Below are 13,440 nucleotides of genomic sequence, written 5' to 3'. Positions count from 1 at the left end.
TCAAACAGAACGCCACGAGCACCTTCATTTCAGGAGCTGGCTGCCATTGCATTATCCGTAACTTGCTGGTGAAGGAGGGGTGACCACGGCGATCCGCCTGTAGCGCTAAAGGTCCGTTCTGAGCCTTCAACCTGAGTTTAAATTTGTACATTTCACGGCCCGCTGCGATATAATTTGCTCACTTTACCATCAGCAAAGGATGTCGAACATGCCGAGTAAAATTACTCTTTCTGAAAAGGTGGCACGGGAGAAATTAGGCGATCCGCAGCAATTTAAAGGTGGTGTCTATATTACCCAAAATGGCGCGACCGGACTCTTCGTTCAGCCCGCCGACGAACGTGAAGCAGAGCTTGCCGCCATCGCTAAAGAGCGTGAGCTTAATGCTTTAGGCAAAATTTTAATGCGCGGAAAAAATGACATTACTCAGGGACGCAAGATGACGCCGGAAGAGGCGTTAAAAAAATTGCGTGAAATAAAAGGATAATTCGCGAGGCTGTTATGAACAAGGAGGTTTACTTAGCCGAAACTGCGGTTAGGTCGCTACAGGAAATTAAATTTTGTAAGCGCGAAGCGTCAATACGCGCGGGTATGCCCTATGCTGAAAGCGAAGAAGCGGCCCAGGCATTTGTTGAAAATTTGATGCTAAATAGCCTTGAACAGATTAGCAATGAGAGGCTGGAATGGGCTTACGATACCGATATGGCTAATCGCGGTATAAAAGTTAAACGCTACTACGATGCAAAACGGGATTATCTGTGTTTTTTTGATCACGATACTGATGATATCGCCGTCCTTTATTATGCCAGTCCACGCCAGAATCACACTGATGCGCTTTATCGATTGTTAATAAACCAGCCGCTCTGACAAAAAGGGCGGAAATCAATTCCGCCCTCTGTGTTACCGCTTTAGCCGTCAGCCCTTATGAGGCCAGCGATAAAACCGGTTTTTTACCGTGCTGGGCCAGCCATTCACCGACGCGTGCGCGCTCCTGCTCGTTCAGGAACATGCCCATTTTGGTACGGCGCCACAGCGCATCGTCCTGCTCGCGCACCCATTCCTTCTCGACCAGATAACGCAGCTCCGCTTCGTAGAAGTGGTGGCCAAAGCGTTCGCCCAGATCGTCCAGGCTTTTCGCCGGTTTCAGGAACAGCTCGGTGTTGCTGCCGTAGGTACGGGCATAGTGGCGAGCCATCGCTTCGGTAATAAACGGATAGCGGCGACGCAGGCTGGCGGCGTAATCCTCACGCGTGCCGGCGATATCGCCGCCGGGCAGCACGCAGCTGCGCGTCCAGGCCGGGCCGGCTTTCGGATAATACTTAGACAGCTTTTCCATCGCATGCTCAGCCAGCTTGCGGTAGGTGGTCAGCTTGCCGCCGAAGACCGACAGCAGCGGCGCCTTACCGTTATCGTCACGCACGTCCAGCGTGTAGTCGCGGGTGATGGCCTGCGGCGAATCGGATTCGTCATCGCACAGCGGGCGCACGCCGGAATAAGACCAGACGATATCTTCCTTGCTCAGCGTCTTCTTAAAGTGGTTGTTAAACACTTTCAGCAGATACTCGGTCTCTTTCTCGTCGATATGCACGTTTTTCGGATCGCCTTTGTACTCCACGTCGGTGGTACCGATAATGGAAAACTCATCCATCCACGGGATCACAAAAACGATACGGTTGTCTTCGTTTTGCAGGATATAAGCCTGCTTTTGCGTATGCACGCGCGGCACCACGATATGGCTGCCTTTGATCAGGCGAATACCGTAAGGTGATTTCAGCTGGAGGCCGTCGTCAAACAGCTGCTTCACCCAGGGGCCAGCCGCGTTGACCAGGCCTTTAGCCTGCCACGTGTGGGTTTTGCCGGTATCGATATCTTCCGCTTCTACCGTCCACATGTCGTTCTCACGCCAGGCGCGAGTGACGCGGGTGCGGGTACGGACTTCGCCGCCGCGCTTTTCCACTTCCTGTGCGTTGAGCACGACCAGGCGCGCATCGTCTACCCAGCAGTCGGAATATTCGAAACCGCGCGTAATTTCCGGCTTCAGCACCGAGTCTGATTCAAAACGCAACCCTTTGCTGCCCTGCAGGCTGGTGCGTTTGCCCAGATGATCGTACATAAACAGACCCACGCGGATCATCCATGCCGGACGCAGGTGCGGGCGGTGCGGCAGGCGGAAGCGCATCGGGAAAGCGATATGCGGCGCCATTTTCAGCAGCACTTCACGCTCGGCCAGCGCTTCGCTGACCAGGCGGAATTCGTAGTGTTCCAGGTAGCGCAGGCCGCCGTGGATCAGTTTAGAGCTGGCGGAAGAGGTAGCGCAGGCCAAATCTTGCGCTTCCAGCATCAGCACAGACAGGCCGCGTCCTGCAGCATCTGCTGCAATGCCAGCGCCGTTGATACCGCCGCCGATTACGATCAAGTCTTTGGTTTCCACGTCATCTCCTCCGATGTTCGGAATAGTTCTTAAATGTTCGTTTTCGAGCATTATAATAATCGCAAAGCGACACTGATGCCAGCCTTAACCGAATAAAAACATTTATGCGTGATGCAGGTAACAGAATTGTTCACGAAAAAGCCGTATAGCCCTGCATTTCGTTGGGTTATTGTCGGCTTTGTTCGCGATACAATAGCGGCCGCTTGTCATTATTCGAGAATCGATCATGGAACAATTTGAGTGCATCAACGTGCAGCAGGCGCAGGCTTTGCTGACCCAGGACAACGCCCTGCTGGTCGATATCCGCGATCCGCAAAGCTACGCTATCGGACACGCCAGCGGCGCTTTCCACCTGACTAACACCACGCTCAGCACCTTTATCCAGCAGAGCGATCTCTCTGTGCCGGTACTGGTGATGTGCTACCACGGCAACAGCAGCAAGGGCGCGGCGCAGTATCTGCTGACGCAGGGCTTCAAAGCGGCCTACAGTATTGATGGCGGTTTCGACGCCTGGCGCGCCGCTTTTCCACAGCAGGTTGATTCCGCCGCGGACTAACCGCAGACAGGAAACCATTTTTCAGCAACAGGGACTTTACCGGCGATGATGCGCATTACCGATTTTGCCAGCCAGCGCATGGCGCAGGCTTTTGTGGATTATATGGCGACGCGCGGCGTCACGCTGCGGATTGAGCAGGACAGCCGCTACACGCTGTGGCTGGATAACGATGCCCAGCTGGAGCTGGTCGAAAACGAACTTAATCAGTTTATCCGCGACCCGAATCATCCGCGTTATCAGATGGCAAGCTGGCACTCTGGCACCACCAACAGCGGCATTACCTATAGTCATTCCTCGCTGATGGCTAACCTTCGTGAACGCGCCGGGCCGCTGACTTTGATCGTAATGGCGGCCTGTATCATCGTGTTTATCCTGATGCAGATTGTCGGCGACGGCACCGTGCTGAGCTGGCTTTCCTGGCCGGATGTCGATCAGCATTTTCAGCTGTGGCGCTGGTTCAGCCACGCGCTGCTGCATTTTTCACTGGTGCATATCCTCTTTAATTTGCTCTGGTGGTGGTATCTGGGCGGCGCCATAGAAAAACGGCTGGGCAGCGGTAAGCTGTTTGTGATTATGCTAATCTCCGCGCTGCTCAGCGGCTGGATGCAGGCGAAGTTCAGCGGCGTGCTGTTTGGCGGCCTTTCCGGCGTGGTTTACGCGCTGATGGGCTACGCCTGGCTGCGCGGAGAGCGGGATCCCGCCAGCGGTATCTTCCTTGAGCGCGGCCTGATGGCGTTTTCCATCGTCTGGCTGGTGATTGGCTATATGGGCTGGTTCGGCCTGTCGATCGCCAACGCCGCTCACGTTACCGGGCTGCTGACAGGCCTGGCAATGGCCTTTGTAGACACCCGAAAAAAATAACGGGCAACAGGAGAGCTTTGTGAAGCAGACGCAACGACACGACGCCATTATCGATCTGGTTCGTCGTCAGGGCTATGTCAGTACCGAGGAGCTGGTGGATCACTTTACCGTCAGCCCGCAAACCATCCGTCGCGATCTGAACGAGCTGGCGGAGCAGAATAAGATCCAGCGTCATCACGGCGGCGCGGCGCTGCCCTCCAGTTCGGAAAATACCGCCTGGCAGGATCGTAAAATGATGTGGTCGGCGGAAAAAGCGCGCATCGCGCAGCGAGTGGCCAGCCAGATCCCGGACGGCGCTTCGTTATTTATTGATATCGGCACCACGCCGGAAGCCGTTGCGCACGCGCTGCTGAACCATAACAACCTGCGCATTGTCACCAACAATCTTAACGTGGCGATGCTGCTGATGAGCAAGCCCGACTTCAGCCTGATTGTGGCGGGCGGCGAAGTCCGCACGCGTGACGGTGGCATCATGGGCGAGGCGACGCTGGATTATATTTCTCAGTTTCGTCTGGACTACGGCATCCTGGGCATCAGCGGTATTGATATGGACGGCTCGCTGCTGGACTTCGACTATCACGAGGTGCGCACCAAGCGGGCGATTATCGAAAACTCGCGCTGCGTGATGCTGGTGGCCGACCATTCAAAATTTGGCCGCAACGCGATGGTCAACCTGGGCAATATGAGCCTGATTGACTATCTCTTTACGGATGAGGTGCCGCCGCCCGGCGTGTTGAAAACCATCGAGCAGCACGAGGTTCATCTGGAACTGTGCTAAACCCTGCCTGATAGCGAACCAGCCATCGACGCCCTGTCGATGGCTTTTTTAATTTTATCATCAGCCTGCATGAGCATTTTTTACTGTTCAGGTCTTAACTGTATGTGTTCCGCCAGTGTTCCTCTTACTCTTTTAAAAGGAAGCGGTATGTCGCAGCAGAAATTTAATCAGGCTCGTTTCGAGGCGGCGTTGGCCCGCCAGTGGCAGCGCACCGGCCTTTCTTCAGCAGATGAAATGACGTCTCACCAGTGGTGGCAGGCGCTCAGCGGCGCGCTGGCCGAGATGTTGGCCGCTGCCGCGCCCGCAAAGCCGGCAAAGCAGCAGCGCCACGTAAACTATATTTCCATGGAATTTCTGATTGGCAGGCTGACCGGCAACACGCTGCTGAACCTGGGATGGTATGACGAGGTAAAAGCGGCGCTGGCCGCTCACCAGTGCAGCCTGAGCGAGCTGCTGGAGGAAGAGGTCGATCCGGCTCTGGGCAACGGCGGGCTGGGACGGCTGGCCGCCTGTTATCTGGATTCAATGGCGACGGTCGGGCAGTCCGCCACCGGCTACGGGCTGAACTACCAGTACGGCCTGTTTCGCCAGTCCTTTGACGATGGCCGCCAGATCGAGGCGCCGGACGACTGGCATCGCGAGCGTTATCCGTGGTTTCGCCACAATAGCGCGCTGGATGTTAACGTCGGTTTCGGCGGGAAAGTCACCAAAAACAACGAGGGCAGCGTCGACTGGCAGCCCGCTTTTATGCTGCGCGGCGAGGCCTGGGATCTGCCGGTGGTCGGCTACCGCAACGGCGTAACGCAGCCGCTGCGGCTCTGGCAGGCCAGCCACGCGCATCCTTTCGATTTGACGCTGTTTAACGACGGCAAATTTCTTCAGGCGGAGCAGCAGGGCATCGAGGCGGCAAAGCTGACCAAGGTGCTTTATCCCAACGACAACCATCAGGAAGGCAAGCGCCTGCGTCTGATGCAGCAATATTTTCAGTGCGCCTGCTCGGTGGCGGATATTCTGCGCCGCCATCATCTTGCCGGACGCCATATTGCCGAACTGCCTGACTACGAAGTGATCCAGCTTAACGATACCCATCCCACTATTGCCATTCCGGAGATGCTGCGCGTGCTGCTGGACGAGCACCAGCTGGCGTGGGACGACGCCTGGGGCATCGTCAGTAAAACTTTCGCCTATACCAACCACACGCTGATGCCGGAAGCGCTGGAATGTTGGGATCAGCGGCTGGTGCGGGCGCTGCTGCCGCGCCACTTTATGATTATCAAAGAGATCGACAGGCGCTTTAAAAAGCAGGTCGATAAAGTCTGGCCGGGCGACGAGGCGGTTTGGGCAAAGCTGGCGCTGCTGCATGACAACCAGCTGCGCATGGCGAACCTGTGCGTGGTCAGCTGTTTTGCGGTGAACGGCGTGGCGGCGCTGCATTCGGCGCTGGTGGTTAAGGATCTCTTCCCGGAATACCACCGGCTCTGGCCAACCAAATTCCATAACGTCACCAACGGCATTACGCCGCGCCGCTGGCTTAAGCAATGCAATCCACAGCTGGCGACGCTGCTCGACGACACGCTGAAAGTGGAGTGGGTCAACCATCTGGAGGCGTTACAAGGGCTGGAAGCGTTCGCCGACGATGCGGCTTTCCGCCAGCGCTATCGCCAGATCAAATATGATAATAAGGTGCGGCTGGCGGACTATATTCACCGCGTGACCGGGATCAAAGTCAGTCCCGAAGCGCTGTTCGATGTGCAAATCAAGCGACTGCACGAATACAAGCGTCAGCATCTTGGGCTGCTGCATATTCTCTCCTGCTACAAAAGGCTGCGTGAAGATCCCGATATGGCGTGGGTGCCGCGCGTCTTTCTGTTCGGTGCTAAAGCCGCGCCGGGCTATTACCTGGCAAAAAATATCATTTATGCCATCAACAAAGTGGCGGAGAAAATCAATAACGATCCGCTTATCGGCGACAAAATGAAGGTCGTGTTTATCCCGGACTATCGCATTACCGCTGCGGAACTGATGATCCCGGCCGCGGATATTTCCGAGCAGATTTCTACGGCGGGCTATGAGGCTTCCGGCACCGGCAATATGAAGCTGGCGCTAAACGGCGCACTGACCGTCGGCACGCTTGACGGCGCCAACGTGGAGATTGCAGAGCAGGTAGGCGAAGAGAACATCTTTATTTTCGGCCACACGGTAGACGAAGTGAAAGCGCTGCGGAAAAAAGGCTACGCGCCACTGAAGCTGCGTAAAAAAGATAAGCATCTCAACGCCATTCTGAAAGAGCTGGAGAACGGCTTCTTCAGCAATGGCGATAAACAAGCCTTTGCGCCGCTGCTTAACAGCCTGGGCGAGGGCGGTGATTACTGGCTGGCGCTGGCCGACTTCGCCAGCTATTGCGAAGCGCAAAAGCGCGCCGAACAGCACTATCTTGACCAGGAAGCCTGGACAAGGATGACCATCCTCAATACCGCGCGTTGCGGCATGTTCAGCTCCGACCGTTCTATTCATGACTATCAGCAGCGCATCTGGCAGGCCAAACGTACAGGGAGCAGCAATGGATAAAAAGAAATTTGAGCAGGCAGCAGCAGCGGCAGGTATCGCCGCCCAATACATCAACGCCAAAGGCGAGCAGGAAGAGATTTCCCCCGACATTCGGCAGCGCCTGCTGGCAGCGATGTCAACCAACCGCAGTAAACCCGGCCCAATCCCGCCGTGCAAGGTTTTCCTGCGCAAGCGGACAATGACGCTGGAAATCGGCGGCAAGGGCAGCTACCAGTGGCAGCTGACCAGCGAAAAAGGCCGTGACTATCAGGGCGAGATCAATGCCGGAGAAGCCCTCACGCTGCCTTCCTCGCTGGCCTATGGCTATCACACGCTGTCCCTGCGTCAGGGGAAAAAGAGCTGGCCGTGCCGGATTATCATTGCACCGAAACGCTGCTACGAGCCGGAGCCGCTGCGCCAGGGCGAAAAGCTGTGGGGCGCCTGCGTCCAGCTTTATACGCTGCGCTCCGAACAGAACTGGGGAATTGGCGATTTTGGCGATCTGAAGCAAATGCTGACCGAAATTGCCGAGCGCGGCGGGTCGTTTATCGGCCTCAATCCTGTCCACTCGCTTTATCCTGCCAGCCCGGCAAACGCCAGCCCATATAGCCCCTCTTCGCGGCGCTGGCTCAACGTTCTTTATATCGACGTTAATGCCGTCCCGGAATTTCAGGAAAGCAAAGAAGGCCAGCGCTGGCTGCGCGGTAAGGCCATCCAGAGTCGCCTGCAGCAGGCCAGAGAGGCCGAATGGGTAGATTATGACACGGTAGGGGAGCTGAAAATGACGGCCCTGCGCTATGCCTGGCAGCGGTTCAGCCAGCGTCAGCAGGATGATGCCAGCCAGGCGCATTTTACCGCCTTTATCGAAAAGGGCGGTGAAAGCCTTTACTGGCAGGCCGCTTTCGACGCGTTGCATGGCGCCATGCGGCGCGAAAATAAAGATGCCTGGGGCTGGCCGGTGTGGCCGGAAAATCTGCGGGAAGCACATGGCGAAGCCGTACAGCAATTCTGCCGCGACAACGAGGACGAAGTGCGTTTCTGGCTGTGGTTGCAATGGCTGGCGAACCGACAGTTTGAAGAGTGTTGGCAGGTCAGCCAGCAGCACGCCATGCCGATTGGACTTTATCGCGATTTAGCGGTGGGCGTGGCGGAAGGCGGCGCGGAAACCTGGTGCGATCGCGAACTGTACTGTATGGATGCATCGGTAGGCGCGCCGCCGGATATCCTTGGCCCGCTGGGACAGAACTGGGGACTGCCGCCGATGGATCCGCATATCATGACCGCGCGCGGCTACCAGCCTTTTATCGACCTGCTCAGAGCGAACATGATGAGCTGCGGCGCGCTGCGTATCGACCACGTGATGTCGCTGCTGCGCCTGTGGTGGATCCCCTACGGTGAAACCGCCAATTACGGCGCTTATGTCTACTATCCCGTTGACGATCTGATGGCGATCCTGGCGCTGGAAAGCCAGCGTAACCAATGTATGGTGATTGGGGAAGATTTGGGGACGGTGCCCGTCGAGATCGTCTCAAAGCTGCGGCAAAGCGGCATCTACTCCTGGAAAGTGCTCTATTTCGAGCAGGAAAAGCCCGATCGCTATCGCGCGCCGGACAAGTGGGCGCGTCAGGCCATGGCGAGCGCCACCACGCACGACCTGCCGACGCTGCGCGGCTTCTGGAGCGCCGTCGATCTGGAGATGGGCGAGAAGCTGGGTCTGTATCCCGATAAGGTGGTGCTGCGCGGTCTTTATGAAGACAGAGCGCGGCAGAAACAGGCGCTGCTGGAGGCGCTGCATCGCTACGGCTGCGTGCCGAAAGACAGCGGCAAAAAGGCCGCCCTGGTGAAAATGACGCCGCAGCTGAGTCGGGGAATGCACCGTTTTCTTGCCGACACCGACAGCGCACTGCTGGGGCTTCAGCCGGAAGATCTGCTGGATATGGACAAGCCGGTTAACGTGCCGGGCACCACGGATCAGTATCCCAACTGGCGTCGTAAGCTCAGCAAAACGGTGACAGAAACCTTTGCCGACAAGCAGGTCAATCTGCTGCTGAAGGATGTGGACCGGTGGCGCAGGGTTGGGAAGAAAGCGTAAAAGCAGGGACGCGCTGAACCAGCGGCAGAGGGACGGGAAGCAAGCATAGAAGGAAGAAGGCGCTGCGCTGAACCGGCAACGGAGGGACGGGAAGCAAGTGCAGAGAGCGGAGAGCGCTTCGCGCGCTGGCACGGATGCCGTCCGATCGGCCTGTGCCAGCGGCAGCATCCTTAAACCCGCAGGGTACGGCTGCCCAATTCGCCGGGCATTTCGATTAGCAGGCTGAGTTTTCCGCCCATAGCCTCGATATAACGCTTGATAGTAATCAGGCGCCGATCGGCTCCGCTTTGTTCAATCTGTGTGATACGCGGTTGTTTCACGCCCATAGCTTCAGCAACGATTTTTTGAGACAGCGCCAGTTCTTCCCGCAGTAGCTGCAGGCCGGTTTCCAGAATCAGCTCGTCAGCCATCCGTTCAATCTCTGTGCGCTCGGCCTCTGAAAATTCAGCTTTCAGGAAATCATTCAAATTAGTCATTTTTCTTTCCTCTCCATTTCGGCCAGGTGTCGGCTGAACGCCTCAATAATTTAGTTCATCAAAGAATGTTGCTGCTTTGGCATATTCCTCTGCCAGACACAGGTTTTCAGCGGCTATTTCTGCATCGCTGTTTCTGGATGCGGATGTCAGTAACCGACATTTCTTTTTGATTGTCTCTTCCCACGATTTTTTCAGCGCCGTTATACTGGCGCTCTGCTCTGGAAAGTGCGCTATTGTTTTTTCTGTCGTCGCGCCAAGAGCCGCTTTCGCTCGTTCTTTTTTTACCACCGAGCTTTTATTTATCTCTTCAAGCTGTTTTATTTCTGCCTCGGTAAAAGCAGCATTTACATTGAAAGAAAAAACAGAGAGAAACAGGATTTTGTTAGTTATTTTCATAGAAACTGACCCTTCTGTTGAATCTGTCTTTAGGGACATTATGCCAAAGGGTTTCGTCTGCAATGACGCGCCCGAAGCCTTTCATATCGCCTGTATACGCCAGCCGTTGTAGATGCTTTCTGGTTTTCAGGTTATAGTCCCCACGGTAACGTAAATCTATAAGAATATCTTTTATCTTTTCCGGGATCCTGCTCCATGCCAACGTGGGTGATATACCAGGATCTGGATGATATTTAGTAATAGTAAACCTGTCCTTACAAATCCGCTCAACATCTCTTTTCAATTCTTCATAAGTATTTTTAAAAAGTTCTACCTGCTTTTTTTTCTGTTATAACGCTAATTGCACTTCTGTTTTTTATCACGAAATTGTAAGCTGAACAGCCTTTTAAACCAGCGCCTTTTGAGATTGCTTCTGCCTTTTCCCTTTCGATACCTGCTTTTTGCAGGCTGATGGATACTTCAATTTTGGTTTTGTCACCCATATCGTAGCCACGGCCAATCGTTACGCCAGAGTTATTGTTGCTACAGGATGCTGATAGACCAGGCCAGTGTATTTTTCGTGATTAAAAATTGCTTGATTTTAAATTATCACCTTCGGCTCGGAAGGTTAATATAACTTTTTTCGGTTCTGACATGTTATTCAATCCTTTGAGTTGTGTTCTTTCTCTCTTTGCTTTCAGCATGGCCTTGTCAGGCTATCATTCCGGACAAATGATATCTCTTGCGTTCTCCTTTAATCAAGGGTGATTATTTTTCCGGCGCCTTTAAAGTAAGTAATAGTAAAGAAGGTTAATTGACCCTGTAACGTAATAAATAACTGGAAAATAAAAGATGAGGTGCCTGAAATATTATAAATACTGATGGAAGAAGCAGAAGCAGAAGCAGAAGCAGAAGCAGAAGCAGAAGCAGAAGCAGAAGCAGAAGAGTTGGGCCTGTGCAGCCATTTAACCAATCGGTATCAGAATTTATGTCCTGATTTTTTAAGGCATGAAAGAGGCTGTATAAAAAAACCGGGCGGCCCATGACTCACCCGGTTCATTGCGGTAGTTTAGCGCACTCAGTAGAAAGAGTGTTCGCCACGCTGGTGCTCGGTCAGATCGCGCACGCCTTTCAGCTCGGGGAAGGTCGCCAGCAGCTCTTTCTCGATACCTTCTTTCAGCGTCACATCAACCATTGAACAGCCGTTACAGCCGCCGCCGAACTGCAGGATAGCGAAGCCGTCGTCGGTGATTTCCATCAGCGATACCTTGCCGCCGTGGCTCGCCAGCTGTGGGTTAATGGTGGCCTGGAGCTGATATTCCACGCGCTCGATCAGCGGCGCGTCGTCGCTCACCTTACGCATTTTGGCGTTTGGCGCCTTCAGCGTCAGCTGGGAACCCAGATTATCGGTGACGAAATCAATCTCGGCATCTTCCAGGTAGGGCGCGCTCAGTTCATCAACGTAGGCGGAGAGCTTCTCGAACTTCAGCTCGGTGTCGGTGGCTTCTACCGCATCGGGTGGGCAGTAAGAAACGCCGCATTCCGCACCGGGCGTACCCGGATTGATAACGAATACGCGAATCTGGGTGCCCTCTTCCTGTTTTGACAGCAGTTTTGCGAAGTGCTCTTGCGCAGAATCAGTAATTCGGATCATGGCGATTGCTCAATAGTTGACTAAATTAGTGGGTTTATTTTACGCTCATCGCCGACGCTCTACAAGGTGCGGCAAAGGCACAGGACCTGTACGCTGGCCGCACCCGCACGCAGCAGGAGCCGGGCGATTTCTTCAACGGTGCTGCCGGTGGTGACGACGTCATCCAGTAAAGCGATATGCCGTCCTTTCACCTCGATTTCAACCTTAAAGGCGCCCCGCAGATTACGCCGTCTGGCGCGGGCCGATAAAAAGTGCTGAACCCGTGTCCTTTTTTTCCGGCTCAGGCCGCCCGGCGCGCAGGGAATGGCAAGCCAGTGCGCCAGATAGCGGGCCATATCGTCCAGCTGATTATAACCACGCCGCCAGGCGCGGCTGCGATGCAGCGGAACGTAGAGCAGCAGATCGGGACGCTGGAGCCTGCCTTCACGACGGGCCGTTAACCAGGTTAGCAAAATCAGGCGCGCCAGCATCACCGATAGTGCTGTTTGCTGCGAAAACTTCAGTTTTTTGACCAGCTCTTTTAGCGGCGGCTGCCAGTCGGCGACGAAAATCAGCCGCTGCCACGAGGGCGGATGACGCTGGCAGCGGCCGCACTCCTCATTGGGATAAAAGGTAGATAAGCCACAGCGCGGACAGCAGCAGGGCGGTTTCAGGGCGCGCTGGCAGTAACTGCATATACCGTGATGGGCCAGCGTCAGCGGCATCCGGCATAGCCAACAGGCGGCGGGCATTGTTAGCATAGCGTCCTCCATGACAAAAACAGGATAGTAATAGATGGCTCAGCTTTACTGGCAGACAATCGGCACGGGAGATCGCGATCTTGTGATGCTCCACGGATGGGGACTGAACGCGGGCGTCTGGCAGAACATCATTGCGCGACTCAGCCCGCATTTTCGTCTGCACCTGGTGGATCTGCCCGGCTATGGCCGCAGCGAAGGGTTTCCGGCGATGGGCGTGGAGGAGATGGTGGCGAACCTGCTGCCCTTTGCGCCTGCCCGCGCCGTCTGGCTGGGCTGGTCGTTAGGCGGCCTGGTGGCGAGTTCGCTGGCGTTGCAGCATCCGCAACGCGTCAGCGGGCTGGTCAGCGTGGCTTCTTCCCCCTGTTTTACCGCGCAGGACGACTGGCCGGGCATCAAACCCGAGACGCTAAGCAATTTTCAGCAGCAGTTGAGCGAGGATTTTCAGCGTACCGTCGAGCGCTTCCTGGCGCTGCAAACGCTGGGCACGGAAACGGCCAGGCAGGATGCGCGCCAGCTCAAAAGCGTGGTGCTCTCACTGCCTGCTCCGGAAGTCAGCGTGCTGCAGGGCGGGCTGGAAATTCTGCGCACCGTCGATCTGCGCGAACCGATGCAGGCATTACAGGTGCCACTGCTGCGTATTTACGGCGCGCTGGACGGCCTGGTGCCGCGTAAAATCGCACCGCTGCTGGATGCGCGCTGGCCCGACAGCGAAGCGGTTATCATCGACAAGGCCGCACACGCGCCTTTTATTTCCCATGCCGAAGCGTTCTGCAAGCAACTGATTGATTTTGGATTGAAATTGCCGCGTTAATTTTGTTCAGAAAACTGGCGAATTGCGGGTTACCGATAATAATTATCAGGGGCTGCTGACCGCTTTACCTCTGAGTGGGCAGGCTGAATTCCTGCCCAGCATTCTCATCCGGCAGCCGACGA

Annotated in this window: 15 protein-coding genes; 9 read left to right on the top strand and 6 right to left on the bottom strand. The window is 55.3% G+C overall.

The genetic code is table 11. From position 1 onward, the window contains the following. Positions 1 to 208: 208 nt before the first annotated feature. Both ACA373_RS18650 and ACA373_RS18645 read left to right on the top strand, forming a co-directional pair. Positions 209 to 484, top strand: a complete 276-nt coding sequence (locus tag ACA373_RS18650) for a hypothetical protein (protein WP_253457568.1) — start codon at positions 209 to 211, stop codon at positions 482 to 484. Positions 485 to 498: 14 nt separating this feature from the next. After that, positions 499 to 864, top strand: a complete 366-nt coding sequence (locus ACA373_RS18645) for a hypothetical protein (RefSeq protein WP_370734946.1) — start codon at positions 499 to 501, stop codon at positions 862 to 864. A gap of 55 nt (positions 865 to 919) precedes the next feature. On the opposite strand, the gene glpD is transcribed toward ACA373_RS18645, so the two are convergent. Further along, a complete protein-coding gene (gene glpD, locus ACA373_RS18640; RefSeq protein WP_370734945.1) occupies positions 920 to 2,428 on the bottom strand; it encodes a glycerol-3-phosphate dehydrogenase in 1,509 nt (502 codons plus the stop codon). Between the two features lie 226 nt (positions 2,429 to 2,654). Between glpD and glpE the strand changes: the two genes are divergently transcribed. The 5 genes from glpE (at position 2,655) to malQ (ending at position 9,262) form a co-directional block, all read left to right on the top strand. Further along, on the top strand, positions 2,655 to 2,984 hold the full coding sequence (gene glpE, locus ACA373_RS18635; RefSeq protein WP_253457575.1) for a thiosulfate sulfurtransferase GlpE: 330 nt from the start codon (positions 2,655 to 2,657) through the stop codon (positions 2,982 to 2,984). 48 nt (positions 2,985 to 3,032) lie between these two features. Further along, positions 3,033 to 3,845, top strand: coding sequence for a rhomboid family intramembrane serine protease GlpG (glpG, locus tag ACA373_RS18630; protein ID WP_253461197.1), 813 nt, complete (start codon positions 3,033 to 3,035; stop codon positions 3,843 to 3,845). A gap of 19 nt (positions 3,846 to 3,864) precedes the next feature. Continuing rightward, positions 3,865 to 4,623, top strand: a complete 759-nt coding sequence (locus ACA373_RS18625; protein ID WP_253457578.1) for a DeoR/GlpR family transcriptional regulator — start codon at positions 3,865 to 3,867, stop codon at positions 4,621 to 4,623. A gap of 147 nt (positions 4,624 to 4,770) precedes the next feature. Next, a complete protein-coding gene (gene malP / locus ACA373_RS18620) occupies positions 4,771 to 7,191 on the top strand; it encodes a maltodextrin phosphorylase (RefSeq protein ID WP_370734944.1) in 2,421 nt (806 codons plus the stop codon). Next, the gene (gene malQ, locus ACA373_RS18615; protein ID WP_370734943.1) at positions 7,184 to 9,262 is read left to right on the top strand and encodes a 4-alpha-glucanotransferase; all 2,079 of its coding nucleotides are present in this window, start codon (positions 7,184 to 7,186) and stop codon (positions 9,260 to 9,262) included. The genes malP and malQ overlap by 8 nt, the downstream gene beginning before the upstream one ends. A 170-nt stretch (positions 9,263 to 9,432) precedes the next feature. Here the strand turns inward: malQ and ACA373_RS18610 are convergent, their stop codons facing one another. From ACA373_RS18610 to ACA373_RS18600, 3 genes are all read right to left on the bottom strand, one after another. Continuing rightward, positions 9,433 to 9,738, bottom strand: coding sequence for a helix-turn-helix domain-containing protein (locus ACA373_RS18610; protein WP_301251854.1), 306 nt, complete (start codon positions 9,736 to 9,738; stop codon positions 9,433 to 9,435). A gap of 42 nt (positions 9,739 to 9,780) precedes the next feature. Further along, the gene (locus ACA373_RS18605; protein ID WP_370734942.1) at positions 9,781 to 10,134 is read right to left on the bottom strand and encodes a hypothetical protein; all 354 of its coding nucleotides are present in this window, start codon (positions 10,132 to 10,134) and stop codon (positions 9,781 to 9,783) included. A gap of 299 nt (positions 10,135 to 10,433) precedes the next feature. Next, a complete protein-coding gene (locus ACA373_RS18600; RefSeq protein WP_370734941.1) occupies positions 10,434 to 10,616 on the bottom strand; it encodes a hypothetical protein in 183 nt (60 codons plus the stop codon). A gap of 378 nt (positions 10,617 to 10,994) precedes the next feature. Here ACA373_RS18600 and ACA373_RS18595 point away from each other — a divergent pair, with 378 nt between their 5' ends. Further along, positions 10,995 to 11,159, top strand: a complete 165-nt coding sequence (locus ACA373_RS18595; RefSeq protein ID WP_370734940.1) for a hypothetical protein — start codon at positions 10,995 to 10,997, stop codon at positions 11,157 to 11,159. A gap of 32 nt (positions 11,160 to 11,191) precedes the next feature. Here the strand turns inward: ACA373_RS18595 and nfuA are convergent, their stop codons facing one another. Both nfuA and gntX read right to left on the bottom strand, forming a co-directional pair. After that, positions 11,192 to 11,767, bottom strand: coding sequence for a Fe-S biogenesis protein NfuA (nfuA, locus tag ACA373_RS18590; RefSeq protein WP_125289892.1), 576 nt, complete (start codon positions 11,765 to 11,767; stop codon positions 11,192 to 11,194). 59 nt (positions 11,768 to 11,826) lie between these two features. Beyond that, the gene (gene gntX / locus ACA373_RS18585; protein WP_370734939.1) at positions 11,827 to 12,507 is read right to left on the bottom strand and encodes a DNA utilization protein GntX; all 681 of its coding nucleotides are present in this window, start codon (positions 12,505 to 12,507) and stop codon (positions 11,827 to 11,829) included. Between the two features lie 34 nt (positions 12,508 to 12,541). Between gntX and bioH the strand changes: the two genes are divergently transcribed. Next, positions 12,542 to 13,318: a pimeloyl-ACP methyl ester esterase BioH gene (gene bioH / locus ACA373_RS18580; protein ID WP_253457593.1), complete on the top strand. Its 777-nt coding sequence runs from the start codon at positions 12,542 to 12,544 to the stop codon at positions 13,316 to 13,318. Positions 13,319 to 13,440 lie beyond the last annotated feature (122 nt).

This window comes from Erwinia sp. STN24 (genome assembly GCF_041320675.1).
Classification (GTDB): domain Bacteria; phylum Pseudomonadota; class Gammaproteobacteria; order Enterobacterales; family Enterobacteriaceae; genus Erwinia; species Erwinia aeris.
The sequence above is the reverse complement of the archived record's forward strand: the minus strand, read 5'-3'. Positions and strand labels throughout refer to the sequence as shown.